The sequence below is a fragment of the Citrobacter sp. SX206 genome, from assembly GCF_024181025.1.
Taxonomy (GTDB): Bacteria; Pseudomonadota; Gammaproteobacteria; order Enterobacterales; family Enterobacteriaceae; genus Citrobacter; species Citrobacter youngae.
On record NZ_CP049738.1, the window covers coordinates 3976191 to 4003067 of the forward strand.

Here is a 26877-nt window from a genome sequence, read left to right on the forward strand (position 1 = left end):
TAACCTGCGCGGCATCACTTTGCTTACTCCATTACATTCACACGTCAAATAACCAGTCATTCCCCCGCAAAAAACACGCATATCTAAACCAATTCTGAATAACAACGTAATTAAATGTCACTACAATTGCAGCAATATAACAACGCTATTACATTGTACTGTCCAGAAATGATTAGCCTGCCAGGCATATGCCCGGCTTACTGAGGATCGTCCGTTGTCTGAATTATTCTCCATCACTTTGTTTCTCGCTTCAGTGCTGATTTACGCCTGGAAAGCGGGTCGCAACACCTGGTGGTTCGCCGCCACGTTAACGGTGCTGGGGATTTTTATTGTCCTGAATATCACGCTGTATGCCAGTGACTATTTCACCGGCGACGGGATCAATGACGCGGTTCTGTACACCCTGACCAACAGCCTGACTGGCGCGGGTATCGGAAAATATATTTTGCCAGGCGTCGGGATAGCCCTGGCGCTGACCACCGTTTTTGTCACGCTGGGTTGGATACTGCGTCGCCGTCGCCATCATCCTCATCATGTGGGTTACAGTCTGCTGGCCCTGCTGCTGGCGCTGGCTTCTGTTGATGCCAGCCCGGCGTTCCACCAGATAACTGAACTGGTTAAATCCCAGTCACGCGATGGCGATCCCGATTTTGCGGCCTATTACAAAGAGCCATCAAAAACGATCCCCAATCCGAAGCTGAACCTGGTTTATATCTACGGCGAAAGTCTGGAGCGCACCTATTTTAATAACGACGCGTTCCCGGATCTGACACCGGAACTCGGCGCGTTAAAAAATGAAGGTCTGGATTTCAGCAATACCATGCAACTTCCGGGTACCGATTACACCATCGCCGGGATGGTCGCCTCCCAGTGCGGTATTCCGCTGTTTGCACCATTTGAAGGCAACGCCTCGGCGTCGGTCTCAAGTTTCTTCCCTAACAATATCTGTCTGGGCGATATCCTGAAAAACTCCGGCTATCAGAACTACTTTGTGCAGGGTGCCAACCTGCGCTTTGCCGGCAAAGACGTGTTCCTGAAATCTCACGGCTTTGACCATCTGTACGGTGCACAAGAGTTAAAAAGCGTGGTGTCGGACCCGGCCTATCGTAACGACTGGGGCTTCTACGACGATACCGTGCTGGACGAAGCATGGAAAAAATTCGAAGAGCTTTCGCGCTCGGGCCAGCGTTTTTCACTGTTTACCCTGACCGTGGATACCCATCATCCGGATGGATTTATCTCACGTAGCTGCAACCGTAAACGTTATGACATCGACGGGAAGGCCAACCAGTCGTTCAGCGCGGTCAGCTGCAGCCAGGAAAATATCGCCGAATTTATCAATAAAATCAAAGCTTCACCGTGGTTCAAAGACACCGTGATCGTGGTATCTTCCGATCATCTGGCGATGAACAACACCGCATGGAAGTACCTGAACAAGCAGGATCGCAACAACCTGTTCTTCGTGCTGCGCGGCGACCAGCCACAGCAGGATACGCTGGCGGTGAAGCGTAACACCATGGATAACGGTGCTACCGTACTGGATATTCTCGGCGGCGATAACTTTATCGGCCTTGGACGCAGCAGCCTGTCTAGCGAATCCGTATCGGAAGTGTTCCTGAACATCAAAGAGAAAATGCTGGCGTGGAAGCCCAATATCATCCGTTTGTGGAATTTCCCGAAAGAGATGAAAGCATTCACCATCGATCGGGACAAAGAGATGATCTCTTTCTCAGGGAGCCATTTCCGTCTGCCGCTGCTGCTCCGGGTCTCGGATCAACGCGTCGAACCGCTGCCGGAAAGTGAGTACTCAGCCCCGCTGCGCTTCCAGCTGGCGGATTTCGCCCCACGCGATAACTTCGTCTGGATAGACCGCTGTTACAAAATGGCGCAACTGTGGGCGCCAGAACTGGCACTCTCTACCGACTGGTGCGTATCACAGGGGCAACTGGGCGGGCAGCAGATCGTGCAGCATGTCGATAAAGCCAACTGGAAAGGGAAGACGACATTTAAAGACACGGTGATCGACATCGAACGCTATAAAGGTAACGTCGATACGCTAAAAATTGTCGATAACGATATTCGCTACAAAGCTGACAGCTTCATTTTCAACGTAGCGGGCGCGCCGGAAGAGGTGAAACAGTTTAGCGGAATTTCACGCCCTGAATCCTGGGGACGCTGGTCTAACGCCCAGTTGAGTGAAGAAGTCAAAATCGAATACAAAACTCCGCTACCGAAGAAATTCGATCTGGTTATCACCGCGAAAGCTTTTGGTGACAACGCGAATCGCCCTATTCCCGTACGCGTCGGTGGCCAGGAACAAACGCTGGTATTAAGCCAGGAGGTCAGCACGACCACCTTGCATTTTGATAATCCGACGGACGCCAATACGCTGGTGATTGTCCCGCCCGATCCGGTCGCCACTAACGAGGGCAACATTCTCGGCCACTCGCCGCGTAAGCTGGGGATCGGGATGGTTGAAATCAAAGTAGTGGCTGCTCAGGGATAAAAAAAACAGCGCCCAACACCACACCGGGCGCTGCATGGCAACCTTATTCCAGACCGTTCACCGCCTGGCGCATACCCTGCACCAGAATCATCTCCAGGTTAGCCGTCACCTGTCCGGCAAGCCCTGGCTGCAACGTTAAATCTTCACCCCAGTGCGCCGCATCGCCAAGCACGGCATTCACCAGTTCATGCAACGTTAAATCATTGCCAACTCGCGGCCACAGGCTGGCATAGAGGCTTACCCACTGCTCATCATCCTGTATCGGATAGCGTTCCCCGTTGCGCTCTGCGCGATAAAACGCCATCAGCGCAGCGAGGGCAAACGTTAACCGCACAGGCCAGCGCCCATTTTGCTCACCCACCAGCAGTTGCGGCAAAATTCGGGTACGAAATTTAGTCATTCCGTTAAGCGCAATGGAAAGCAACTGGTGACGGATGTAAGGGTTCTGAAAACGCCCGCTTACCGCGTCGGCAAATTCATGCAGTTCATCCGCCGGGAGATCCAATGCCGGTATGATTTCCTCGCTAATCGCCTGTTCGACAAAGCGGCGGACATCGGCATCCTGCATCGCCTCACCGACGGTCTCCAGTCCGCACAGCCACGCCACCGGCACCAGCGCCGTATGCGCCCCATTGAGAATAGCGACCTTACGCTCTTTGTACGGTTTGATATCGCTCACCACACGGATATTCAGCGGACATTGCGCCAGCTTCAGCTCCTCTGCCAGCCACTGCGGCCCCTGAATAACAAACAGATAAAAATGCTCCGCGGTATCGAGAAACGCATCGTGATAGCCAAGTGTAGCTTCCAGCGCGGCGGCTTCTTCGCGCGGGTAGCCGGTAACAATGCGGTCGACCAGCGTGGAACAGAACGTGTTTGCCGTCTCCACCCAGTCGGCAAACGCCGGGGGAAGCCGCCACTCCTGCGCATACCGCAGCACCAGGGTTTTGAGCGCCTCACCGTTATAGTCGATAAGCTCGCACGGGATAATCACCCAGCCCTTATCCGCTGCCCCGGCAAAGTGATTAAAGCGTTCGAGTAGCAGGCGTGTCAGTTTGGCCGGAAAGCTCACCGGCGGCGCATCATCCACGCGGTCTGCCGGGTGATAGCTTATTCCGGCTTCGGTGGTATTCGAAAATACAAAGCGGATATCTGCATTGTGCGCCAGCGCCAGATACGCCGCGAAGTCCTGATAGGGATTAATTTCGTTATTTACCGAGCGGATCAGCCGCGCCTCGCTTACCGCCTCACCCTGCTCGTTTAGCCCGCGAATCAGCGTGGTATACAGCCCGTCCTGGGTATTCAGCGACGGCGGAAAATCGGTATTAATTGGCCGAACGATGGTCACGCCCGCGTTCAGACTGGTATGCTCGTTGAGAATATCCAGTTGCCAGTCGACAAACGCCCGCAGAAAGTTACCTTCTCCAAACTGGATCACGCGCGTTGGGTAGCTGGCTCCCGGAAAATCACGTCGATTCAATGTCTTCATCCCGTTTTCCCTCTCAGAACGTGATCACGCCTTTAATCAGTTCACGGTTGTTGATCACATCCCGCTCGTAAATTTCTGCCAGTGTGGCAAATGCGTAACGGTGCGTAAGCATCATGTCGGCGGTCAATTTGCCTTCCGACATCAGGCGGCCCACTTTGGCGAAATCTTCCGGTGTGGCGTTGCGACTGCCCATCATGGTGGTCTCTTTCTTGTGGAACTCAGGGTCTGAGAACTGCAAATCGCCTTTAAACAACCCAACAAAAACGATGCTGCCGCCATGGCGAATCAAATTCACCGTGTTATTCATCGCATGCTGATTCCCCGTGGCATCAATCACCTTTTGCGCCAGCGAACCGCCAAACTGGTTTCGCAGCTGCGTATCAAAATCGTCAGCGGACGGATCGATAACCGGAAGTCCCAGGCGGGAAACCACATGCTCCCGGCGCGCGGGACTGGTATCGGCAACCACCACCTGTGCGCCATCGGCTTTGGCAATCGCTGCAGCCCCCAGGCCAATCGGACCGGCGCCAACCACAAGCACCTGCTCACCTGGCGCCACCGCCGCCCGGCGTACCGCATGTGCGCTGATGGCATAAGGCTCAATCAGCGCCGCCGCCTGCGGGTCAATCCCCTGCGCATCCAGCAGATTGGTCACCGGAACAGAAAGATATTCACTGAAACCGCCATCCTGATGGACGCCAATCACCGAAATCTTCTCGCAGCAGTTGGTACGCCCGCTCAGGCATGCCGGACACTGCTGGCAGGCCACGTAAGGAATAACCGCCACCTGCTGTCCATTTTTCATATTCTGGATATTTTTTCCCAGCCCGACAATTTCCCCACATATTTCATGACCTAACACTCGTGGGTAACTGAAAAAAGGTTGATTGCCGCCCCAGGCATGAATATCGGTACCACAAATTCCTACCGACTTAATTTTAATGAGTGCTTCACCCTCACCCGGAATAGGTATTTCGCGCTCTTTCCAGACTAATTTTTTAGGTTCCTGGCAAATCAACGTATTCATCGTAGACATGATTCTGCTCTCCTGTTTTTTGTTGCCTCAGATATCAACGAAAATAAAAAAGCCGGAGAAAGCAGAAACACAATCTGTGAATTCCAGCGCATAAAAATGTTTTAAATCGGGTTTTAATAGCCAAAAAGGAGAAGCCATGAGCCGTTCACAAAACTTACGCCACAACGTGATTAACCAGATAATCGATGATATGGCGCGGGGTCATATCCCTTCCCCACTTCCTTCGCAAAGCGCGCTGGCGGAGATGTACAACATCAGCCGCACCACCGTGCGCCATATGCTGAGCCACTTAGGCGAGTGCGGGGTGCTGACCCAGGTCGGTAGCCACTATGTCATCGTGCGTAAACCTGACCATGACGACGGTTTTGCCTGCACCACCGCCTCCATGACCGAGCAAAACCGGATTTTTGAGCAGGCGTTTTTCACCATGATCAACCAGCGCCAGCTGCGCGCGGGCGAGAGTTTCTCCGAACTGCAGCTTGCCAGAGCCGCGGGGGTAAGCCCGGTAGTGGTACGGGAATATCTTTTAAAATTCGAACGTTACAACCTGATAAAAAACGAAAAACGCGGTCAGTGGAGCATGAAGCAGTTCGATCAGGCCTACGCCGAGCAGCTGTTTGAACTGCGAGAAATGCTGGAAACCCATTCCCTGCAGCATTTTCTCAATCTGCCCGACGATGACCCACGCTGGCTGCAGGCAAAAACGCTACTCGAGCGCCACCGGATCCTGCGCGACAGCATCGGCAGCAGCTTTCGTATGTTCTCGCAGTTAGACCGCGAGTTTCATGCTTTACTGCTCTCTGCTGCCGATAATATATTTTTCAATCAATCACTTGAAATCATCTCCGTGATTTTCCACTTCCACTATCAATGGGACGAAAGCGACCTTAAGCAGCGCAACATCATTGCCATTGATGAGCATATGACCATCCTCAGCGCGCTGATTTGCCGCAGCGACCTGGATGCCACTCTGGCACTGTGTAACCATTTGAATTCAGCCAAACAATCGATGATTCGCTCCATCAACCAAAGTCATAGCGCAGCACATTAAGTACCGATAAAAAACAGCAAACTATTACCGGGAGCACGATTTTATAAAAATAAAAACGCCGGAAAAATACCTCTTGCCTATGCTCACGCTAAGTCGACTGCATTAAAAAATTTTGTGAGCGGTGATGAGTAAATTGTTTCATCACTGGTATTTTTTCAATACTGCACAGCCCGGCTGTGTGAATAATAAATTATTGAGGTTCAGGAGTCCGGCGTGGAAAAAAATAATATTACCCTCGACCCGAGTTCTTCGTTTGGCACGTCGTCATCTGCGGATATTAATGTTCCGCCTGAAGGCATGGTGCAACGCAGTAGCCGAATAAAACGTATTCAGACCACGGCAATGATTTTATTATTTCTTGCTGCGGTAATTAATTATCTCGACCGCAGTTCTCTGTCGGTCGCTAACTTAACGATTCGTGAAGAACTGGGGCTGAGCGCCACGCAAATCGGCGTGCTGCTGTCGGTTTTTTCTCTCGCTTACGGTATTGCCCAGCTCCCCTGCGGCCCGCTGCTGGATCGCAAAGGTCCGCGCATTATGCTCGGACTGGGGATGTTCTTCTGGTCGCTGTTTCAGGCGATGTCCGGCATGGTACACAGCTTCACTCAGTTTGTGCTGGTGCGTATCGGGATGGGGATCGGCGAAGCGCCAATGAACCCGTGCGGCGTAAAGGTCATCAACGACTGGTTTAACATCAAAGAGCGCGGCCGCCCGATGGGATTATTCAACGCCGCCTCCACCATCGGGGTTGCCATTAGCCCGCCGATTCTGGCTGCCATGATGCTGGTAATGGGCTGGCGCTGGATGTTTATTACCATTGGCGTGCTGGGTATTTTCCTCGCCATCGGCTGGTACATGCTGTATCGCAACCGCGAGCAAATTGAGCTGAGCGCCACGGAACAAGCGTACCTGAACGCCGGTAGCGTCAATGCCCGCCGCGATCCGCTGAGCTTTGCCGAATGGCGCAGCCTGTTTCGCAATCGCACGATGTGGGGCATGATGCTGGGCTTTAGCGGCATCAACTACACCGCATGGTTATATCTGGCCTGGCTGCCAGGCTACCTGCAAACCTCCTATAACCTGGATTTAAAAAGCACCGGATTAATGGCGGCGATCCCGTTCCTGTTTGGCGCAGCCGGCATGTTGATCAACGGTTTTGTCACCGACTGGCTGGTGAAAGGCGGTATGGCGCCGATTAAGAGCCGTAAGATTTGTATTATTGCCGGGATGTTCTGTTCTGCGGCCTTCACCTTCGTGGTCCCGCAGGCCACAACGTCGATGGCCGCGGTGTTACTGATCGGCATGGCGCTGTTCTGCATCCACTTCGCCGGAACGTCCTGTTGGGGTCTGATCCATGTTGCGGTGGCTTCACGCATGACCGCCTCCGTGGGAAGCATCCAGAACTTCGCCAGCTTCATCTGCGCGTCATTCGCCCCGATCGTCACCGGATTTATTGTTGATACCACCAACTCTTTCCGTCTGGCGCTGATCATCTGCGGCTGCGTCACCATGGTGGGCGCTCTCGCCTACATCTTCCTGGTGCGCCAGCCCATCAGCGATCCGCGTAAAGATTAATCCTCACAATGCCCGATAACACCGCGCTTATCGGGCATGTTATGCTCGACAAATGAACATCATCTTACGCGCCACCACGCTGGCAGACACTGCCGCGCTTCCCGCCATCGAACGATCGGCGAGCCAACGTTTTTTACAGATCCCGGAACTGGCGTGGATTGCTGATGACCAGATTATATCGGCTGCTCAGCATCAGGCATTTGCCGCCACTGGCTTGAGCTGGCTGGCGCAGGCCGATGAGCATCCGGTCGGCTTTTTAGTCGCCGAAACGCTGGATTCATCGCTGTTTATTGCAGAACTGTCGCTGCATCAGGCGTGGCAGGGAAAAGGCATTGGCCGCAGATTGCTTGACTATGTTGCCGAACAGGCGCGCGCAAAAGGTTATACGTCGCTTACGCTGACCACCTTCCGCGATGTGCCGTGGAATGCGCCATGGTACGCGCGTCTGGGATTTGAAATGTTGGCTGAAGAGACGCTGCCTGCAAAGTTGCGCCAGAAAAGAGAAGAGGAAGCGGCGCATGGACTGGCGTATGAATCACGCTGCGCCATGCGCCTGATGCTTACTTAGAACGTTTCCCAGTTATCCCCGGCATCCGCTACCGCGGCTTTACGCGGCTGGACCGTTGAAACCGGTTTAGCGGCCGCAACGTCACGCGCGCGCTGTTGGTCATGCTGAATACGGAACACCGCAACGGCCTGAGTCAAACGGCTGGCCTGTTCTTCCAGCGCTGCTGCTGCTGCTGCGGATTCTTCCACCAGCGAGGCGTTCTGCTGTGTCACACGATCCATCTCGGCGACGGCCAGACCGACCTGGTCGATCCCGCGGCTCTGCTCGTCAGAAGCGGAGGCGATTTCACCCATGATATCGGTCACGCGGGTTACCGCATTGACGATCTCATCCATGGTTTCACCGGCGCTTTCAACCAGCGTTGAACCGACATCCACACGGCTGACCGAGTCTTCAATCAGGCTCTTAATCTCGCGCGCGGCCTGCGCACTACGCTGGGCCAGGTTACGCACTTCACCCGCAACCACCGCAAATCCACGGCCCTGCTCGCCCGCACGTGCGGCTTCTACCGCGGCGTTGAGTGCCAGAATGTTGGTCTGGAAGGCAATACCGTCGATGACGCTAATAATGTCGGCGATTTTCTGCGAACTGGAAGCGATATCACGCATAGTTTGCACTACGTTATCCACCACTTTGCCGCCTTTCTGCGCCGTTTCTGAGGCACTCAGCGCAAGATGGCTGGCCTGACGGGCGTTTTCGGCGTTCTGCTTCACGGTCGCCGTCAGCTGTTCCATGCTGGCCGCGGTTTCTTCCAGAGAAGCCGCCTGTTGCTCAGTGCGTGAAGAGAGATCGTTGTTACCCATGGCAATCTCGCTGGCACCGCTATAGATAGCGTTAGCACCATTACGCACATCACCCACGGTGTTCATCAGTTCACCCTGCATATGACGCAGGCTTTCTGCCAGTTGCCCAATCTCGTTGGACCCTTCTACATCAATGCGCTTTACCAGATCGCCGCTGGCGATATGGCGAATGCTGTCAATCAGACGGTTCATCGGAGAGATAAGAGAAAGTTTGATGCCGAACCAGACCGCAACAATCGCCGCCAGCACGGTAATCAGCACGCACGCCAGTACCCACATCGCCTGGCTGTAAGAGCTGTTGTTATCTTCAACCGCAATGTCATACAGACGGTCATTCTGCTGCATGTAATTGACATACTGCTTCTCAAAACCATCCTGATAGCTTTGCGTCGGTTGATCAAAGAATGCGTTGATCTTCCCTTCACCCAACAGTTGGATCAGCTCCGCCAGCGCACCATGATAGATGTCATAGGTGCGGTTGATCTCCTGGAAAGCGGCTTCACTTTGACGCGGGTCACGCGGGAGAGATTCATAAACCGCCCAGTTTTTTTCCGTCAGTTTCAGCGCCGTGCTCGCTACCTGCATCAGCTCAGCAACGGTCGCACCGCTGCCGATATTGTTCTGATCCATCATGTAGCGAATACCCGCCCGGTTAAGGGTGTTTCGCGTTTGCAGCAGTTCAACCCAGGTGGCATTCAGCGCAGACTGCTGCTGGCGAATGGTTTGCAGAACGGTAAAGTTCTCTTTGTCATTCTTCAGTGAGTTAAAGAACAACCCGCCCGAGGCCAGTTGTAAAACGCCAAATAGCGCCAATACCAGCAGTAAGCTGGTAACAATCTTCATTCGTTTTAACATGTTTTCTCTTTCCGCTAGACAGATGTCAGAATTTTCGGCCTGGAAAGGGAAAACTTTATGGAATTCGTGCTAACTGAATCGATCTCAGCATCGACGATTCGTCGATCCCCGCAGTCAGCCCAGGATCTAAAGGCGTTTATCAGTGATCTCAATCACATAATTATCCCCACTCACCGGCACCAGGAACCGCTCACTGACACTTGGGACCGCTTAAGCTGACATACAACCACTCACTTATTTACCTTACTTTACGCGCGTAACTCTCTGGCAAGATCCTCACAACATAGCAGTCAACTTATCTCCTCAAACACACAATCAACCCCCCAGCGGCCTCGGCCAATTATTAGGTTTTACTATGGATACGAAAAAGATATTCAAGCACATACCCTGGGTCATTCTCGGAATCATCGGTGCATTCTGCCTCTCGGTAGTGGCATTACGTCGGGGTGAACACATCAGCGCCCTGTGGATCGTGGTCGCCTCTGTCTCCGTTTATCTGGTGGCCTATCGTTACTACAGTTTGTACATCGCCCAAAAGGTGATGAAACTTGACCCGACGCGCGCCACGCCGGCGGTCATCAACAATGATGGTCTGAACTACGTTCCAACCAACCGTAACGTATTGTTTGGTCACCACTTTGCCGCTATCGCCGGTGCGGGTCCGCTGGTTGGGCCGGTACTGGCCGCGCAGATGGGCTACCTGCCCGGTACGCTGTGGCTGCTGGCGGGCGTGGTGCTGGCCGGTGCGGTACAGGACTTCATGGTGCTGTTTATCTCTTCTCGCCGTAACGGCGCCTCTCTGGGTGAGATGATCAAAGAAGAGATGGGCCCGGTGCCGGGAACCATTGCGCTGTTTGGCTGCTTCTTAATCATGATCATCATCCTCGCGGTACTGGCGTTGATCGTGGTGAAAGCACTGGCTGAAAGCCCGTGGGGTGTGTTCACCGTCTGCTCAACCGTACCTATCGCGCTGTTCATGGGGATCTACATGCGATTCCTGCGCCCAGGACGCGTGGGCGAAGTGTCGGTGATTGGTATTGTGTTGCTGGTTGCCTCCATCTACTTCGGCGGCGTGATTGCGCACGACCCGTACTGGGGCCCGGCGCTGACCTTTAAAGACACCACCATTACCTTCACCCTGATCGGTTACGCGTTTATCTCTGCGCTGCTGCCGGTATGGCTGATCCTCGCCCCGCGCGACTATCTGGCGACCTTCCTGAAAATCGGCGTTATCGTCGGTCTGGCGGTGGGGATTGTTATCCTCAACCCGGAACTGAAAATGCCGGCGATGACCCAGTACGTTGATGGTACTGGCCCGCTGTGGAAAGGCGCACTGTTCCCGTTCCTGTTCATCACCATCGCGTGTGGTGCGGTATCTGGCTTCCACGCGCTGATCGCTTCCGGTACTACACCGAAGCTGCTGGCCTGTGAAACCGACGCGCGTTTCATTGGTTACGGCGCGATGCTGATGGAATCCTTCGTGGCGATTATGGCGCTGGTTGCTGCGTCCATCATCGAACCGGGTCTGTACTTCGCAATGAACACCCCGCCTGCGGGCCTTGGCATCACCATGCCGAACCTGCATGAAATGGGTGGCGAGAACGCGCCGCTGATTATGGCGCAGCTGAAAGATGTCACCGCACACGCGGCGGCAACCGTCAGTTCCTGGGGCTTTGTGATTTCGCCTGAGCAGATCCTGCAAACCGCGAAAGACATCGGTGAGCCGTCCGTTCTGAACCGCGCAGGTGGCGCACCGACGCTGGCTGTGGGTATCGCCCACGTGTTCCACAAAGTGCTGCCGATGGCTGACATGGGCTTCTGGTACCACTTCGGTATCCTGTTCGAAGCACTGTTCATCCTGACCGCACTGGATGCAGGTACCCGTTCTGGCCGCTTTATGCTGCAGGATTTACTGGGTAACTTCGTCCCATTCCTGAAGAAAACCGACTCCCTGGTTGCTGGCGTCGTGGGTACTGCGGGCTGCGTAGGCCTGTGGGGTTACCTGCTGTATCAAGGCGTGGTTGACCCGCTGGGCGGCGTTAAGAGCCTGTGGCCGCTGTTCGGTATCTCTAACCAGATGCTGGCTGCCGTGGCGCTGGTTCTCGGCACCGTGGTGCTGGTTAAAATGCAGCGCACCAAATACATCTGGGTTACCGTGGTTCCGGCAGTATGGCTGCTGATCTGCACCACCTGGGCACTGGGTCTGAAACTGTTCAGCACCAACCCGCAGATGGAAGGCTTCTTCTTCATGGCGAATCAGTACAAAGAGAAGATTGCTAACGGCGGCGAACTGACCGCACAGCAGATTGCCAATATGAACCATATTGTCATCAACAACTACACCAACGCAGGCCTGAGTATTCTGTTCCTGGTGGTAGTGTACAGCATCATTTTCTACGGGTTCCGTACCTGGCAGAAAGCCCGCACCATCAACGGTCGCTCTGATAAAGAAACACCGTATGTACCGGTGCCAGAAGGCGGCGTGAAAACCTCTTCACATCACTAACCTGAAGCCGGGTGGCGCGCTGCGCTCCCGGCCTACATCACTTAGTGCCGCAGTATGTAGGCCGGATAAGGCGCAAGCCGCCATCCGGCTTTATTCATTAACAGGACGGCAGAATGTTTGGTACTTTAGGTCAGGCAAAAAAATATCTCGGTCAGGCGGCAAAGATGCTGATTGGCATTCCGGACTACGACAACTACGTCGAGCACATGAAGACCAACCATCCCGATAAGCCGTACATGACCTACGAAGAATTCTTCCGCGAGCGCCAGGAAGCCCGCTACGGTAGCGGCGGAAGCAGTTGCTGTTAGAAGGAGAAGTGAATGACCCCGATTGCAGTTACCCTACTCACCGGTTTTCTTGGCGCTGGTAAAACCACCCTGCTGCGCCATATTCTCAACGAGCAGCACGGTTACAAAATTGCCGTTATCGAAAACGAATTCGGCGAAGTCTCAGTGGACGATCAGCTGATTGGCGACCGTGCCACGCAGATCAAAACCCTGACCAACGGCTGTATTTGCTGTACCCGCTCCAGTGAGCTGGAAGACGCACTGTTGGATCTGCTCGACAACCTCGACAAAGGCGCGATCAATTTCGACCGTCTGGTGATTGAGTGCACTGGCATGGCCGATCCTGGCCCGATTATTCAGACCTTTTTCTCCCACGAAGTCATTTGCGAACGCTACCTGCTGGACGGTGTAATTGCGCTGGTTGACGCGGTGCATGCCGACGAACAGATGAACCAGTTCACCATCGCTCAGTCGCAGGTGGGCTATGCCGACCGAATTCTGCTGACCAAAACCGATGTGGCAGGCGAAAGCGAAAAACTGCGAGAGCGCCTGGCGCGCATCAACGCCCGCGCCCCGGTGTATACCGTCACGCATGGCGATATCGATCTCTCGCTGCTGTTCGACACCAACGGTTTCATGCTGGAAGAGAACGTGGTCAGCGCCAAACCGCGCTTCCACTTTATCGCCGACAAGCAGAACGATATCTCCTCGATCGTCGTCGAACTGGATTACCCGGTGAACATCAGCGACGTATCCCGGGTGATGGAAAACCTGCTGCTGGAATCCGCCGAGAAGCTGCTGCGCTACAAAGGGATGCTGTGGATTGAAGGCGAGCCAAACCGCCTGCTGTTCCAGGGCGTCCAGCGCCTGTACAGCGCCGACTGGGACCGCCCGTGGGGCGACGAACAACCGTACAGCCAACTGGTGTTTATCGGCATCAATCTGCCGGAAGACGAGATCAGAGCGGCGTTTGCGGGGTTGAAAAAGTAGAATTCAAGAGCGGTGTTAATATTCTACACCGCATTTTATTATATTGTGGGTGTGTAAAATGGAAAGAATACATTTCAGATTTAGGAAAACCAAAAAATATTCAATAATTCGCCCACAGTTTAAATTTTTCATAACTGACCTCGTGCAACTAAGCATGTTATTTGCGGTGATCGGATTCTTTAGTATTTGGATTTATTTAAGTAGAATAAACCAACTTAGTTTACTTACTTCTGCGCTATCAACACCTTCAACCTTACTCGCTGTATTCGCCTCAATATGTTTAATATTAACCAAATGGGGCATTCTTTTATCCATACCTTCAATTATATTTACATGGTCTACAAAAGCCAATAAAATTGATTATTTAGTAAAGCGACTATTTTTTCATTCATTATTTTTAAGCATTATTCTCGCAGTGTTAAGTTGCGTCCCTGGAGACATTGCCATTCCATTGACGATTTATTGCATAATGCTCTACTGTTGCTATATCATATATCTCAAAACAATACCAACAGAAAAAAATTCCCTCACTATCTTTTGTACTGCATTGTTAATTAATTTCATTATGATTTTCATATTTAGCATATTATACAATAATATGTCTTTACAGCAATATGAACGCCCGGAAAGAATATTCACACTCCTAATTGGACTAATAGTAGTATATACACCAATTGGAACGGTCGTTTGGTATATAACTAAAGGAAAGAAAATAAAAATAAAAGAAATTGTTATGATTGCATTATTTAGCGTTTCAGTCTTGGTATATTCAACAACAATGTTTGCTAGTGGTATATTTATAAAACTCAATGACTACAGCATGAGTTATGCAGGCTTGCGTGATAATAATTACCATTGGATTAAAATAAACCCTGGTGATTTCCCTGATAGTTGGTTAGATAATTACAAAGGGATAAAAAAAACCACTAGCAATGGGCAAATATGGTTGCAAGGCTATTCACTATTTCAAAACAAAGATTATGCTTTTATTTGCTCACAAGAAACAATGAGCGAAATTAAAAAATACACTCGTTCTCGAATGATTCCTTTTTTCGATACACCGATTGGCTCAATGGATACGACATCATGTATTCTTACGGAAAATAAACCAGAAAATCATATACAGATGGAAAAATTCAATTTTCCCGATAATTTATTACCATCCAACAGAATTTAATTTATAATTGATTTTCTCACTTACATCTAATTCCGCTTAGGTATTATTTAAAATATGGAGAGAGACGCTCCCTCTCCTAAAACGTAATGTTTCACTCCACCACAAATCGTGTCGCCGCAAAACAGTTGAAGATGCGATGCACCAGAAATACCAAGGTGAGCGTGGCCAGCAGCGCGACGGTAACGGAGGTGATGCGGTAGAGATCGCTGAACACCAGATCGCTGTCCGGATGCAGGTTCTGGCCGAACATAATGCCGATGGTGGTGATACTGGCAAAACCCACGCCCGCACCGACTTTTTCCATTACATGCAGGCGGGCGCTGAACGCCAGCCCGAGGCCAATCAGCGGCATCATCAGCAGCATATGGTTGCTGAAATCATACACCAGCAGTTGCACCAGCAGAATGTACAGACAAGCCAGCACCACGCCGACCACACGCCAGAGAGAGCTCAACACCGCGCCGCGATAATGCATCGGAAACAGGATCAAAATACCCGCCATCAGCGCCGACAGCGAATCGCTCAAGTCACAAATCTGAAAGACCACAAAAATCATTGTCGCCACCGAACCGGAAAGCAGCGACTCATGACGAACCCGGGCGTCATCTTTCTCAATGCGCGGCGGCGGCTGCCGGGGCTCCGCATCCGGGATCAGATAATGCAGCAACGCACTCAGCGCCACCGCCATGACGCAGGCTTCCATATTGGAGAACATCAGCGTATGCCAGTTGGTGGTGGGATAGCTCATAAAGTTGAGCATCGTGCTCTGGCACACCACGCCCATTGAGCCGAACAGAAACAGCGGACCTTTGCTCATCAACCGAAAGCGCATCACGTACAGGCCAAATACCACCAGCGTCATAATCAGCGGCCATTGTGAGAGATAGCCGACAATCAGTACCATTTCGACGCAGTTCACCGCCGCGCTGAACACAAACTGTTTGGCCACATGGCGGTTGAACACCGGCACCAGCGACAGCAGCATCAGCGGATAAACCACAAAGAACACGCCGTACTGCACGTTGTAAAAGGTCGAGATACTCAGCGCGATTGTCCCGGCAACCGAGATACGCAGGGTCTGGCGAAAATCATTGGCGGTGTAGACAATATTCCCGTGCGGCGTAAAGACGTGGGCCAGGGTGTTAATAGACATAGTGCAGCCAGCTGACAAGGTGGATCTGCGCCCCGGCAAAGGTGCGGGCGAACATCCCCTCGCTGTTGTACAGCTGTACCGTGGCGCGCGCCCCGGTCGGCAACGGCGTGTCGAGCGGTTCGTTCAGCGCGACGTGAATACGCATACGCTGGGCATCGCGCACCCAGCGGGTAGATTGTTCCGGTTGCGACAGCTGGCCGTTAACCTGCTCCTGGCCCGCCAGAATACCGGCATCGCTGCTGGTGACGCGGGCAGAGAAAACTTTGCCCGGCATGGCGTCGAACACCACGGCGGCATCGGTATCCACTTTAGTGTGGCGCAGGCTTTTCTCGCGAAAGTCGGCCACAATATCAGTCTGGTGGCTGACCAGCGCCAGCAATGGCGTGGCGGCAGTGGCGTAAAGCCCGGGGCTAAGCTGGAGGTTGCTCACCGTACCGTCGGTCTGTGCATAGACTCTGCTCCAGCCGAGGTTCAGTTGCGCCTCGTCCAGCGCGTTACGGTATTTTTGCAGCGTCACGTTACGCTTGTCATCGCGCTCTCCGCGCTGGATCAGCAGGTTCTGAATACTGGCATTGAGCGCTGACACCGACTGCTCGCTGGTTTGCCAGGCGGTGCGCACCTTGTCGAGATCGGCTTGCGACACGTTCTGCATGGCACTCAGGCGCTGATAGCGGTCAAGGGTGGTCTTATCGTTCCGGGCGTTGAATTGCGCGGTGCGCAGGTTGGCACGCGCAGAGGCGATCTGCGCATCCAGCTGTTGGTTGCTCAGCTTTGCCTGCTCAAGGGCGATTTGCGCGGCCTCAACCTTATTGATAAACGGCGTCGGATCCAGTTCGTACAGCAAATCGCCCTTTTTCACCTGGCTATTGTTATGTACATGCACCTGCGAGACGTAGCCGGATACGCGTGAGGAAACGGGCGTTACCACGCGCATCACCGTGGAGTCCGGCGTCAGCGGGATCCAGATATCGGCAACGATAAACCAGGCGAATATAACCAGGAAAGCGGCAATACTCACCCTTACCCAACGGGCAAATTTTTGTTCTGGGGTCATCATAGTTTTTTAGTGTTGATTGTCTTCTTCGCGGATTGTCCGCAAATTGCAGGCGAGTTGATTTAAGGTCGAGCTGAAGGCGGCAAGCTCCGCTTCGGGGATGGTACACGTGACGCGATGTTGGTAGTTCTCAATCACCCGGTTTAGTTCTTCCAGCCTTGCGCGGCCTTGCTCGGTCAGCGTGAGCAGGCGAATGCGTTTGTCATAAGGCGATGTGGAACGCAGCAGATAGCCGTGCTTTTCCAGCTGTGAGAGGGTGCGCATCAGCGGCGGCAGTTCAATACCCTGCACCTCTGCCAGTTCACTGACCGAGACGTTGTCTCCCAGTTGATACAGCTGCATCAGTACCGTCCAGCTTGACTGCGTCAGGCCAGTGTCGGTAATGGCTGCATCAATAATGGCCCGCCACTGGCGCACCACCATTGCCATGCGCATCCCCATCGGGCGGCGGGCAAACCGTTCATCTTCAGTCATGTTTTCTTCCCCTCATCGCTGAGAAGAAAATAATACTTATCAGGGTAAGTATCAAGAAACACAGCATTCAGAACGCATAAATTGATAAATACCATGAATGAAAAAGAGGCCGGGTGGTAGCCCCCGGCCTTTGTTGGTGAAGAAAAATCACTCCACCTGATCGCGTCGCAGCCCGACATCCCGCAACCGCTCGTCGCTCATCTGCTGCAATAAGCGCCGCGTTTGCGCCCGCAAATGCCAGCGTTTTATCACCTGCCAGATCTGCACAAATCCAATAAACGGCTGCTTTGCTTTATTTTCGTGAAATTCCATACCTTGCCTCCCCGTCTTGCCAGAGGCTTTATCTTCACGGATTTGGCCAGGCACAATACAGACTCACAAAGTACTTTTCTTTAACATACAGATTGGTTAAAAAGGATTCTGCATCGCATTAACTACGCCAATCTGTACTGGTTTTTTAATCTGTATGGTACCCATGAGGGATACAGCATGACCCGTTACCAACATCTGGCCAATCTGCTGGCCGAACGCATTGAGCAAGGGCTGTATCGCCATGGCGAAAAACTGCCTTCGGTACGCAGCCTGAGCCAGGAGCACGGGGTCAGCATCAGCACCGTTCAGCAGGCGTATCAGACGCTGGAACAGCGTCAGTTGATCACCCCCCAGCCACGTTCCGGCTACTTTGTCGCGCCGCAAAAAGCGCAGCCTCCGGTGCCGCTGATGTCGCGACCGGTCCAGCGTCCAGTGGAGATAACCCAGTGGGATCAGGTGCTGGATATGCTGAAAGGCAACGCGGACAAATCCATCACGCCTTTCAGCAGTGGCGTACCCGATATCAATCAACCCAGCCTGAAGCCGCTCTGGCGCGAGTTAAGCCGCGTGGCGCAGCATAATCTGAAAGCGATTTTGGGCTACGATGAAATCTCCGGGTGCCGTGAACTGCGCAGTCAGATTGCGCGCCTGATGCTGGACAGCGGTTCGGTGGTTAATGCAGATGATATTGTGATCACCAGCGGGAGTCAGAGCGGAATGTCGCTGGCGCTGCTGACGGTCTGCCAGCCCGGAGATATTGTCGCCGTTGAATCACCCGCCTACTATGGCACGATGCAGCTTCTGCGCGGCTTAGGGATCAAGGTGATTGAGATCCCAACCGATCCAGATACCGGGATCAGCATTGAAGCGCTGGAACTGGCGCTGGATCAGTGGCCGATCAAAGGTGTGCTGCTGGTTCCCAACTGCAACAACCCTCTCGGATTCATTATGCCGGATACGCGTAAGCGGGCGGTGCTCGCCCTCGCCCAGCGTCACGACATCGTCATTTTTGAAGACGATGTGTATGGTGAACTGGCTACAGAGTATCCGCGGCCGCGCACCATCCACTCCTGGGATAGCGACGGCCGTGTAATACTCTGCAGTTCGTTTACAAAATCCGTCGCCCCCGGTCTGCGCGTCGGTTGGGTGGTTCCCGGTCGCTATTACAACAAACTGCTGCACATGAAGTACGCCGTCATTGGCACCAACGTTCCTGCCACGCAGCTGGCGGCCGCTTCCTTTGTGCGGGAAGGCCATTACCATCGTCATATCCGACGTATGCGCCAGATTTATCAGCGCAATATGGAGATCTACACCTGCTGGGTACGGGAGTACTTCCCCTGCGGGATCTGCGTCACCCGACCAAAAGGTGGCTTTATGCTGTGGGTAGAATTGCCGCAGCAGGTCGATATGGTCTGCGTTGCTAAACAGCTCTGTCGGTTGAAAATACAGGTCGCACCGGGATCGCTGTTCTCCGCATCCGGAAAGTATCGTAACTGTGTGCGCATCAACTGCGCGTTGCCTCCCAACGAGAAGCATCAGGAAGTGATGCAAAAGCTCGGGGAAGCAGTAAAGGCGGCAATGGAGTAAATCAGACCGCCCGGTGCTACCGGACTGGCGATTGCACGGATTAAGTCATTTCTAATGGCTTACGCCCTGAATCTCTTCAACGGAAAGTCGGGTAATTTTTTGCACCGTGCTGAGATCAGTACCGTCGGCCAGCATGGTGCGGGCAATACGCAGCGCCTCGGTGCGTTGCCCCTCAATTAAACCTTCTTGTTTACCTTCTTGTTTACCTTCCTGCTTACCTTTTTGCTGGCCTTCGAGCCACCCTTTTTGAAATCCAGCCTCATGCAATCTGTCCGCGATCGTCATTAAATGCTCCTTATGCTGTGGTGAACGTTCAGCAACCCCACGAATAAACTCACTGAAGCGAAGTGCATCGCCAGTTTGCAAAATATAATTAAACAGCGTCTTTATCTGGCTGTCATTAAGCACTCCCGTAAGTAGCAGGGAAACAATTTGCTCAACAAGCCCCATAAGGAAGCTACACCCTCACCTGCAACTTTCTCTGTTTGCGAGACGATTTCCGGGATAAAAACGTCCCTATGTAACGTCTGCATTTGTCTGGAACCCGTCACGCAGAATCGCTATCTCAATACGCATTCCCGCTTTTTGACCGCGCAGCCTGTGCTATAACAAATCATCACTTTCAGGGAGGACGCGATATGACATACACCCGGGATATTCCACAGTCGTTCTGGCGTGATGAACAGCTCCCGTGGCTGGAGCTGCGCAGCACCTGGCAAAGCCAGCAGGCCTATAAACGACATCACCACTCTCAGCTCTCAATCGGGGCAATTCTTGAGGGGGAAACATGCTGCCAGTGCAATGGCAAGGAATACCGTCTGAAAGTGGGCGATCTGATTGTGATCCCGCCACTGGCACCCCACAGCTGCAACCCCGTTAACGGGCAGTTTCGCAGCTATCACATGCTTTATCTTGATACCCAGTGGTGTCTTGCTAGTCTGCCTGCGCAGAACAACAACCAACTGCTTTGTTCGCGCGATCCCGTTATCCGCGATGCGCAATTATTCCAGCGCTATGTAAACCTGGTGGCACTTATGCAGCAACGGCAAACCGCGCAAATAACGGATGCAGCGCAAGCATTGCTTCACTCGCTGCCGTTGCAGTCGGTAGCACCGGAAAACCTAAGCGCCGCCAGCCAGTATCTGCGCGAGCGGTTGCAGACCAACCTGCAGGCTCCGCCCTCGCTGGGCGATTTGGCGCAAGAGTGCAGCATGCGTAAAGAAACGCTGATCCGTACCTTTAAGCAGGACACCGGACTCACACCGGCAAGTTATCTGAACATCTTGCGGGTTGACTATGCCCGCCAGCGGCTTCGTGCCGGGGATGAGATTGCCGATGTCGGCTATCAGAGCGGGTTTGCCGACCAGAGCCATTTCCACCGCACCTTTGTCCGCTACACCGCAGCCACGCCGCGCCAGTATGCGTTGGGACGATCAATATCAGACAATAATTAACGTTATGCCAGGCGTAGGGTGATCGCAGGTTCATTCTCTGAGGTCACTATGTCGCTGCTTTCTGTACTTTTTCCGTCTGCTTTTCCCGCGCTGGCGCTGGCACATTTTGTCGCACTACTCAGCCCCGGTCCGGACTTCTTTTTACTGGTCGGTTACGCCGCCCGTTACCGGATGCGCGGCAGCGCCGGGCTGTGTGTCGGTATCGCCGTCGGCAACGGGCTGTATATCCTGCTGGCGATTATCGGTTGGGGGATCCTGCGCCAGCTTCCCCTGCTGTTTACGGTTGTTGAGCTGCTGGGCGCGCTCTATTTATTGTGGATAGGCAGCCTGCTGATACGCAGCCGCCCGCAAGCTCTGACCGGAGCAGACGCCCTGTCTGCCTGCCCGGGATTTGGTAAACAGCTGCTGCTGGGATTGGGTTCATCACTGCTTAACCCAAAAAATGCGCTGTTTTATCTGGCGCTGATGACCGCCCTGCTCGGCCCATCGGTAACGCTGCTGCAACAAGCCGTGAGCGGGATCTGGATGACCAGCGTGGTGCTGTTATGGGATCTGCTGATTGTGATGTTCATCGGCTTGCCGCAGATCCAGCGGCGGTTAACCTTGGGGATCGTGTGGATCGAACGCATCGCCGGGGGCGTACTGATCGTCTTCGGCGGTGCGATCGCGCTGCGTTTTCTGCAGAGCGTCACTTTCTGATAAGCGTGACGAATTTCTGCAAATAAAGCGGATAAACCCGTTTAATTAATATCCAGTTCGCATTACACTTTGGGTGGCTATTATCCATTCAACCAATTCTTCCCGAGGTGCGATGTGCTGATTGTTACCTGTAATCGTTACGTTTTCTGACCCGGGTCTGAAAACGTTTCTCCTGTTTGCGCCTCGCGCGGGCAGCGTTTTTGATTACATGAAATTCAGTACATTTGCAGTCTGCTTTTTTCTGTCATCGGCCTGACGTCTCAAAGACGGTATTGAATTTCGCTATTCCCGTTGAGGGTTTTCTCCCGACAAGGAGCTGTTTTATGCAACGGATTCTCGCGTTTTTCTCCCAACGCGCCACGACGCTATTTTTCCCCATCGCGTTGATTTTATATGACTTCGCCGCCTATCTGTCGACGGACCTGATCCAGCCCGGCATCATTAATGTCGTGCGCGATTTCAACGCCGATGTCAGCCTGGCACCGGCTGCGGTGAGCCTTTATCTGGCAGGCGGCATGGCGCTGCAATGGTTGTTAGGCCCGCTTTCCGACCGGATTGGCCGCCGGCCGGTGCTGATCGCGGGGGCGTTCATCTTTACGCTCGCCTGCGCGGCCACGCTGTTCACCACCTCAATGACGCAATTTCTGGTTGCCCGATTTGTGCAGGGCACCAGCATCTGCTTTATCGCAACCGTAGGCTACGTCACGGTGCAGGAGGCGTTTGGGCAAACGAAGGCCATCAAACTGATGGCGGTAATCACCTCTATTGTACTGGTTGCTCCGGTTATTGGCCCGCTCTCCGGAGCAGCGCTGATGCACTTTGTCCACTGGAAGATCCTGTTTGCCATCATTGCCGTCATGGGGCTTATCGCCCTGATTGGGTTAATGCTAGCCATGCCGGAAACCGTCCAACGCGGCGCGGTGCCGTTCAGTGCACGCGGCGTACTGCGTGATTTCCGCGACGTTTTCCGCAACCGGGTATTCCTGTTTGGCGCAGCTACGCTATCGCTAAGCTATATCCCGATGATGAGCTGGGTGGCGGTCTCACCGGTGATACTGATTGATGCGGGCGGCATGACTACATCGCAGTTTGCCTGGGCACAGGCCCCGGTGTTTGGCGCAGTGATCGTCGCCAATATGGTGGTGGTTCGTTTCGTGAAAGATCCGACCCGACCACGCTTTATCTGGCGCGCCGTGCCTGTTCAACTGAGCGGGTTAGCGGTGCTGATCGCGGGTAATTTGCTGTGGCCGCACGTCTGGCTGTGGTCAGTGCTGGGAACGAGCCTGTATGCGTTTGGCATTGGAATGATCTTCCCGACGCTGTTCCGCTTTACGCTGTTTTCCAACAACTTACCGAAGGGTACGGTTTCCGCGTCGCTGAATATGGTGATCCTGACGGTGATGGCGGTTTCTGTCGAAATTGGACGCTGGCTATGGTTTAACGGCGGCAGGATTTCGTTTCATCTGCTGGCGGTTGTGGCGGGGATCGCTGTCGTGTTCACGCTGGCAGCCTTGCTCAAACGGGTGCGCCAGCATGAGGCAACGACGTTAGCCACTGAAAACTAACCTGCCCGCTTATCCGGCCTACGACAACTATGTAGGCCGGATAAGGCGCTTGCGCCATATCCGGCACTAATCACATCACCTTACGCAATGCGTGCAAATCCCGCTTCGAGATCGGCAATCAGGTCGCCAATATCCTCCAGGCCAATATGCACCCTGACCAGCGTGCCGCTGAAATCCACCTCTCCAGCCGGGCGGATGCTGTTCAGCTCTTCCGGCTGGTTCGCCAGAATGAGCGACTCAAATCCACCCCACGAATAGGCCATATGGAACAGCGAGAAATTATCGAGGAAATTCGCCATCTGTTCGTCGGTGAGTCTCTTTTTCAGCACAAATGAGAACAGGCCTGAGCTTCCGGTAAAATCACGCTGAAAATACTCATGGCCCGGACATTCCGGTAACGCCGGATGGTTCACCCGCGCCACTTCCGGTCTTGCCGACAGCCAGCGAGCAATATGGATACTGCTCTCCTGATGCTGCTTAAGGCGTACCGCCAGGGTGCGCAATCCGCGGCTGCCGTTGTAGGCGGTATCGGCATCCAGCGTTTGCCCCATCAGATAGGAGTTCTCACGCAGACGATCCCAACAACGGGCGTTAGACACCGCCGTGCCCAGCATGCCGTCCGAATGACCGATGGTGTACTTCGTTCCCGCCTGAATGGAAATATCCACGCCATAATCCAGCGCTTTGAACAGCACGCCCGCCGCCCAGGTGTTGTCGATCATAATGACAATCTCCGGATTCACCGCGCGGATAGCCTTCACCATCCCCGGCACGTCCTGGACTTCCATGGTGATAGAACTTGGTGACTCAAGGAATACAACCTTCGTTTCCGGACGCAGAAGATCGACGATACCCGCGCCAATCAGCGGATCGTAATACGTTGTTTCAACATTGAATTTACTCAGGATCTTATTGCAAAAATCCTGGGTTGGCTCGTAGGCCGCGCCGGTCATCAGGATATGATCGCCACCCTGAACAAACGCCAGAATCGCATTGGTCACCGCCGCAGCACCACATGGGTACAGCGCACAGCCAACGCCACCTTCCAGTTCGCTCATGGCCTTCTGGAAAGCAAAGTGGGTGTAAGTCCCGCGACGACCGTAAAACAGCTCGCCGTTCGCACGATTGGCGGTGGCAAATTTCTTGTCCTTCACGGTATCAAATACCAATGAAGAGGCACGTTGGATAACTGGATTCACCGCTCCCTGGGTGTAGCGTTTGTCACGACCAGCAACAACCAGGTGCGTCTCAAGCTTCATTGCGTCTTTCATAACATCTCCTGTTCTTAATCCGTGTGAAACCTATACCACCGCAGCAGTAGAGTTTATTTCAGTGTTGGTCTGCTTTTTTCCTGCGAACCGTTCAACAATCTGCGCCGCATTCAAATCATGGATAACGTTAATCAGTGTGGCCGGCGCATCGGTAATGGTGCCCAGCACCACCAGCATCGGGATTGCTTCCATCGGCAGGCCCAGCGTGGTGACGATAAAGATTTCACCGAGGAACGCCCCGCCCGGCACGCCGCCAACGATAATGGCGGAGAGCACCGCAATCAGCATCGTCAGGAAGAAGGTTTCGGTAGTGAATTCCATGCCCAGCACGGAATAGATAAAGACGATTTTCAGCGCGGCAATCATCGCCACACCGCCTTTGTTCAGGTTAACCAGCAGCGGAATGGAAACATCAACGATTTCCGGGTTAATCCCCATCGCCTTACCGGCACGCAGCGTCACCGGGAGCGTCCCCAGCGAAGAGCAGGTCCCCAGCGCAGTCGCAGACGGTTCAATCGCGTTTCGCCAGAAGGCTTTGACCGCCGGAATACCGCCGCCAATATACGAATAGAGAATCGAGCCAAAAACGAAGTAGACCAGCGTAGCAACCATAAACAGGCCGATAGCGCGGGCAAAGGTTAACAGTAGTGCAGAGTCCTGACTGGCCATGGTGGCGGCGAAATAGCAGCCCAGACCAACCGGTGCCACCTTCATAATGATCGAGACGATCTTCATGATCACGGTATTGGCATCTTCCAGCAGCGACGCAATGCGTTTACCCGCCTGATCCGATTGCCCAATCGCCACACCGGCGATGATCGCCATTACGATCAGCGCCAGAATATTGGACTTAGAGAACAGCCCAATAAAGTCGCTGGTGGTGATCATGCTGACAAAATCCATCTTGCCGCTGCCCGCCTGCACCGACTGCGAGAGATCGATAGTGACGCCCTGCGCCGGGTTATACCAGAGCGCCAGCGCGACGATCCCGGCCGCCGGAATAAAGGCCATCGCGATCGAAACAATAAAGATAATTGCCATAATACGTCCCAACCTTTTCAGGTCGGTCATACTGGCGATGGAAGACATGACGCTGATCCCCACCAGCGGCACAATAATCATAAATAACAGGTTCAGGAATATCTGACCTATCGGCTGGAGTTTACCTGCAAACGATGGGGCATAAATACCTAATAAGCCGCCAATCACCAGAGCAACTAATAAAATAATCGACGATCTGTAGGGTTCGAGTCGTGACCACATAATCGGTACCTTTAGAATAATAATTAATGAGATTAAATTCACAATGTGATGAGTTTCCGTTTCGCCTCCTTTTATTTTGTGACGTAACTCACCTAAGTTGTTATTTTTTCATTTTGCCAGCAAGTTGTTTCCTGTGATTCAATAGTTGCATGTTTAAAAGGCGAATGTAACGGCCTATTCGTACCGTTTTTGCAAATCACTTGTGAATTTAAGGAAATTATGAGTACGCCGATTTCACTCAAGCATCTGGAGTTTTTTACTAAAATCGTCGACTGCGGAGGATTGTCAGAAGCCGCGGCGCAGCTCAACGTTTCGCCGTCTGCGGTCAGCAAAAGCCTGGCAGCGATGGAAGATACGTTAGGCACGACATTAATTAAACGCACCACCCGCAGTATTACCCTGACCGATGCCGGGCAATATCTCTTCAACCGCGCTAATAAGCTGTTGAAAGAATTCGATGAAACGCTGAATACCACCTCCGGTTATTACCACAGCCCGCAGGGTGAATTACGCATAACCTGCTCAATTGCGTTTGGCTATTCCCGGCTGGTGAACCTGGTGGATAAATATCGCTCCCAGTTCCCGGATGTGAATTTGTATATCGATCTCAACGATAACTTCGTCAATCTGAACGAAACGGATTTCGACATTGCCCTGCGAATTTCCACCGCGCCGCCGCAAAACTATGCGATGCGCAAGCTGGTGCCTGTTCGCTGGGCGTACTGTGCCTCACCCGGCTACCTTGCCAAAAAAGGTATGCCCCAGCGTCGCAGCGATCTGGTGGATCATGATTGCCTGGTTTACCCGGGCCTCACGCCGGTACTGAAGGTGGCAGATGAACAGGATCGACTGCATCAGTTGAAACTGCATATGCCGATCCAGGCCAACAGCAGTCTGGTGCTGTTGAAGTCGGTGTTAGAAGATCAGGGGGTGGCATATTTGCCCACTTATCTGATTGGCGATCATATTCAAAAAGAAGAGATAACACCGCTGATGCTCGACGGCACCATCACCTGTGAAACTCATGCCCTGTATGCGCTGTACTTTCCCAGCAAGTACAGCAATCCGAAGGTGCGTTCGTTTATCGATTTTCTGGTCGCAGAACTTGGTCCCTTACCGGCGTGGGATAACTGGATCCCAGGATAAACGCTTCCCACCTGAAAATGGGAGACGCGCCACAATTTTTGCGCGATCCCCCC

22 protein-coding genes and 1 pseudogene are annotated in these 26877 nt (G+C 53.2%); 13 read left to right on the top strand and 10 right to left on the bottom strand.

Going from position 1 to position 26877, the window contains the following annotated elements; translation table 11 throughout:
- The first annotated feature begins 214 nt into the window (after positions 1-214).
- Positions 215-2506 carry a phosphatidylglycerol--membrane-oligosaccharide glycerophosphotransferase gene (opgB, locus tag G8S19_RS19240; RefSeq protein ID WP_253685738.1) on the top strand — a complete coding sequence of 764 codons (2292 nt, stop codon included), beginning with the start codon at positions 215-217 and terminating at the stop codon, positions 2504-2506.
- 43 nt (positions 2507-2549) lie between these two features.
- On the opposite strand, the gene G8S19_RS19245 is transcribed toward opgB, so the two are convergent.
- Both G8S19_RS19245 and G8S19_RS19250 read right to left on the bottom strand, forming a co-directional pair.
- Complete coding sequence (locus G8S19_RS19245; RefSeq protein WP_253685740.1) at positions 2550-3995, bottom strand: tagaturonate reductase; 1446 nt, start codon at positions 3993-3995, stop codon at positions 2550-2552.
- Between the two features lie 13 nt (positions 3996-4008).
- On the bottom strand, positions 4009-5031 hold the full coding sequence (locus tag G8S19_RS19250; protein ID WP_048212792.1) for a zinc-binding alcohol dehydrogenase family protein: 1023 nt from the start codon (positions 5029-5031) through the stop codon (positions 4009-4011).
- A gap of 136 nt (positions 5032-5167) precedes the next feature.
- Between G8S19_RS19250 and G8S19_RS19255 the strand changes: the two genes are divergently transcribed.
- From G8S19_RS19255 to G8S19_RS19265, 3 genes are all read left to right on the top strand, one after another.
- Positions 5168-6082 (top strand): GntR family transcriptional regulator, encoded by a 915-nt coding sequence (locus G8S19_RS19255; protein WP_003019148.1) that lies wholly within the window; start codon positions 5168-5170, stop codon positions 6080-6082.
- A 213-nt stretch (positions 6083-6295) separates the two neighbouring features.
- Positions 6296-7657 (top strand): MFS transporter, encoded by a 1362-nt coding sequence (locus G8S19_RS19260; RefSeq protein WP_061067180.1) that lies wholly within the window; start codon positions 6296-6298, stop codon positions 7655-7657.
- Positions 7658-7709: 52 nt separating this feature from the next.
- A complete protein-coding gene (locus tag G8S19_RS19265; RefSeq protein ID WP_253685742.1) occupies positions 7710-8225 on the top strand; it encodes a GNAT family N-acetyltransferase in 516 nt (171 codons plus the stop codon).
- On the opposite strand, the gene tsr is transcribed toward G8S19_RS19265, so the two are convergent.
- The gene (gene tsr, locus G8S19_RS19270) at positions 8222-9883 is read right to left on the bottom strand and encodes a methyl-accepting chemotaxis protein (protein ID WP_048212794.1); all 1662 of its coding nucleotides are present in this window, start codon (positions 9881-9883) and stop codon (positions 8222-8224) included. The two genes, G8S19_RS19265 and tsr, sit on opposite strands and share 4 nt — an antisense overlap.
- Positions 9884-10238: 355 nt before the next feature.
- On the opposite strand from tsr, the gene btsT reads away from it, so the two are divergent.
- The 4 genes from btsT to G8S19_RS19290 all read left to right on the top strand — a co-directional run bounded on the left by btsT (position 10239) and on the right by G8S19_RS19290 (position 14843).
- Positions 10239-12389 (top strand): pyruvate/proton symporter BtsT, encoded by a 2151-nt coding sequence (gene btsT, locus G8S19_RS19275; protein ID WP_115601038.1) that lies wholly within the window; start codon positions 10239-10241, stop codon positions 12387-12389.
- Between the two features lie 113 nt (positions 12390-12502).
- A complete protein-coding gene (locus G8S19_RS19280; protein WP_003830038.1) occupies positions 12503-12697 on the top strand; it encodes a YbdD/YjiX family protein in 195 nt (64 codons plus the stop codon).
- A gap of 12 nt (positions 12698-12709) precedes the next feature.
- Complete coding sequence (yjiA, locus tag G8S19_RS19285) at positions 12710-13666, top strand: GTPase (protein ID WP_101743000.1); 957 nt, start codon at positions 12710-12712, stop codon at positions 13664-13666.
- Between the two features lie 598 nt (positions 13667-14264).
- Positions 14265-14843: a hypothetical protein gene (locus tag G8S19_RS19290; protein ID WP_124020752.1), complete on the top strand. Its 579-nt coding sequence runs from the start codon at positions 14265-14267 to the stop codon at positions 14841-14843.
- A 91-nt stretch (positions 14844-14934) separates the two neighbouring features.
- Here the strand turns inward: G8S19_RS19290 and G8S19_RS19295 are convergent, their stop codons facing one another.
- The 4 genes from G8S19_RS19295 to G8S19_RS19310 form a co-directional block, all read right to left on the bottom strand.
- A complete protein-coding gene (locus G8S19_RS19295) occupies positions 14935-15996 on the bottom strand; it encodes a DUF2955 domain-containing protein (RefSeq protein WP_253685744.1) in 1062 nt (353 codons plus the stop codon).
- Complete coding sequence (locus G8S19_RS19300; protein WP_199970059.1) at positions 15986-17053, bottom strand: HlyD family secretion protein; 1068 nt, start codon at positions 17051-17053, stop codon at positions 15986-15988. The genes G8S19_RS19295 and G8S19_RS19300 overlap by 11 nt, the downstream gene beginning before the upstream one ends.
- 6 nt (positions 17054-17059) lie before the next feature.
- The gene (locus tag G8S19_RS19305; protein ID WP_199970057.1) at positions 17060-17524 is read right to left on the bottom strand and encodes a MarR family winged helix-turn-helix transcriptional regulator; all 465 of its coding nucleotides are present in this window, start codon (positions 17522-17524) and stop codon (positions 17060-17062) included.
- 147 nt (positions 17525-17671) lie between these two features.
- Positions 17672-17836, bottom strand: coding sequence for a DUF1127 domain-containing protein (locus G8S19_RS19310; RefSeq protein WP_071887315.1), 165 nt, complete (start codon positions 17834-17836; stop codon positions 17672-17674).
- Between the two features lie 177 nt (positions 17837-18013).
- Here G8S19_RS19310 and G8S19_RS19315 point away from each other — a divergent pair, with 177 nt between their 5' ends.
- Positions 18014-19426, top strand: coding sequence for a PLP-dependent aminotransferase family protein (locus tag G8S19_RS19315; RefSeq protein WP_253685746.1), 1413 nt, complete (start codon positions 18014-18016; stop codon positions 19424-19426).
- Positions 19427-19477: 51 nt separating this feature from the next.
- On the opposite strand, the pseudogene G8S19_RS19320 reads toward G8S19_RS19315, so the two are convergent.
- Positions 19478-19879, bottom strand: a pseudogene (locus G8S19_RS19320) (ISNCY family transposase); the annotation flags it as partial.
- A gap of 185 nt (positions 19880-20064) precedes the next feature.
- On the opposite strand from G8S19_RS19320, the gene G8S19_RS19325 reads away from it, so the two are divergent.
- From G8S19_RS19325 to mdtM, 3 genes are all read left to right on the top strand, one after another.
- The gene (locus G8S19_RS19325) at positions 20065-20880 is read left to right on the top strand and encodes an AraC family transcriptional regulator (protein WP_253685750.1); all 816 of its coding nucleotides are present in this window, start codon (positions 20065-20067) and stop codon (positions 20878-20880) included.
- Positions 20881-20928: 48 nt separating this feature from the next.
- Complete coding sequence (locus G8S19_RS19330) at positions 20929-21579, top strand: LysE family translocator (RefSeq protein WP_253685752.1); 651 nt, start codon at positions 20929-20931, stop codon at positions 21577-21579.
- Positions 21580-21902: 323 nt separating this feature from the next.
- Positions 21903-23144, top strand: coding sequence for a multidrug efflux MFS transporter MdtM (gene mdtM / locus G8S19_RS19335; RefSeq protein ID WP_253685754.1), 1242 nt, complete (start codon positions 21903-21905; stop codon positions 23142-23144).
- Between the two features lie 80 nt (positions 23145-23224).
- On the opposite strand, the gene metC is transcribed toward mdtM, so the two are convergent.
- Both metC and G8S19_RS19345 read right to left on the bottom strand, forming a co-directional pair.
- Entirely contained in the window at positions 23225-24415 is a 1191-nt protein-coding gene (gene metC / locus G8S19_RS19340; protein WP_048212806.1) for a cystathionine beta-lyase, read from the bottom strand.
- A 30-nt stretch (positions 24416-24445) separates the two neighbouring features.
- Positions 24446-25678 carry a dicarboxylate/amino acid:cation symporter gene (locus G8S19_RS19345; RefSeq protein ID WP_048212807.1) on the bottom strand — a complete coding sequence of 411 codons (1233 nt, stop codon included), beginning with the start codon at positions 25676-25678 and terminating at the stop codon, positions 24446-24448.
- Between the two features lie 219 nt (positions 25679-25897).
- Between G8S19_RS19345 and G8S19_RS19350 the strand changes: the two genes are divergently transcribed.
- Complete coding sequence (locus tag G8S19_RS19350) at positions 25898-26824, top strand: LysR family transcriptional regulator (RefSeq protein ID WP_032948460.1); 927 nt, start codon at positions 25898-25900, stop codon at positions 26822-26824.
- Positions 26825-26877 lie beyond the last annotated feature (53 nt).

Excerpts from the sequence above, each read along its gene's own strand:
- G8S19_RS19310 (WP_071887315.1), bottom strand. The coding sequence starts at position 17,836 with ATGGAATTTCACGAAAATAAAGCAAAGCAGCCGTTTATTGGATTTGTG.
- metC (WP_048212806.1), bottom strand. The coding sequence starts at position 24,415 with ATGAAAGACGCAATGAAGCTTGAGACGCACCTGGTTGTTGCTGGTCGT.
- mdtM (WP_253685754.1), top strand. The coding sequence starts at position 21,903 with ATGCAACGGATTCTCGCGTTTTTCTCCCAACGCGCCACGACGCTATTT.
- G8S19_RS19265 (WP_253685742.1), top strand. The coding sequence starts at position 7,710 with ATGAACATCATCTTACGCGCCACCACGCTGGCAGACACTGCCGCGCTT.
- yjiA (WP_101743000.1), top strand. The coding sequence starts at position 12,710 with ATGACCCCGATTGCAGTTACCCTACTCACCGGTTTTCTTGGCGCTGGT.
- tsr (WP_048212794.1), bottom strand. The coding sequence starts at position 9,883 with ATGTTAAAACGAATGAAGATTGTTACCAGCTTACTGCTGGTATTGGCG.
- btsT (WP_115601038.1), top strand. The coding sequence starts at position 10,239 with ATGGATACGAAAAAGATATTCAAGCACATACCCTGGGTCATTCTCGGA.
- G8S19_RS19250 (WP_048212792.1), bottom strand. The coding sequence starts at position 5,031 with ATGTCTACGATGAATACGTTGATTTGCCAGGAACCTAAAAAATTAGTC.
- G8S19_RS19350 (WP_032948460.1), top strand. The coding sequence starts at position 25,898 with ATGAGTACGCCGATTTCACTCAAGCATCTGGAGTTTTTTACTAAAATC.
- G8S19_RS19245 (WP_253685740.1), bottom strand. The coding sequence starts at position 3,995 with ATGAAGACATTGAATCGACGTGATTTTCCGGGAGCCAGCTACCCAACG.
- G8S19_RS19300 (WP_199970059.1), bottom strand. The coding sequence starts at position 17,053 with ATGATGACCCCAGAACAAAAATTTGCCCGTTGGGTAAGGGTGAGTATT.
- G8S19_RS19315 (WP_253685746.1), top strand. The coding sequence starts at position 18,014 with ATGACCCGTTACCAACATCTGGCCAATCTGCTGGCCGAACGCATTGAG.
- G8S19_RS19305 (WP_199970057.1), bottom strand. The coding sequence starts at position 17,524 with ATGACTGAAGATGAACGGTTTGCCCGCCGCCCGATGGGGATGCGCATG.
- G8S19_RS19290 (WP_124020752.1), top strand. The coding sequence starts at position 14,265 with ATGTCTTTACAGCAATATGAACGCCCGGAAAGAATATTCACACTCCTA.
- G8S19_RS19280 (WP_003830038.1), top strand. The coding sequence starts at position 12,503 with ATGTTTGGTACTTTAGGTCAGGCAAAAAAATATCTCGGTCAGGCGGCA.
- G8S19_RS19295 (WP_253685744.1), bottom strand. The coding sequence starts at position 15,996 with ATGTCTATTAACACCCTGGCCCACGTCTTTACGCCGCACGGGAATATT.
- G8S19_RS19255 (WP_003019148.1), top strand. The coding sequence starts at position 5,168 with ATGAGCCGTTCACAAAACTTACGCCACAACGTGATTAACCAGATAATC.
- G8S19_RS19345 (WP_048212807.1), bottom strand. The coding sequence starts at position 25,678 with ATGTGGTCACGACTCGAACCCTACAGATCGTCGATTATTTTATTAGTT.
- G8S19_RS19325 (WP_253685750.1), top strand. The coding sequence starts at position 20,065 with ATGACATACACCCGGGATATTCCACAGTCGTTCTGGCGTGATGAACAG.
- G8S19_RS19330 (WP_253685752.1), top strand. The coding sequence starts at position 20,929 with ATGTCGCTGCTTTCTGTACTTTTTCCGTCTGCTTTTCCCGCGCTGGCG.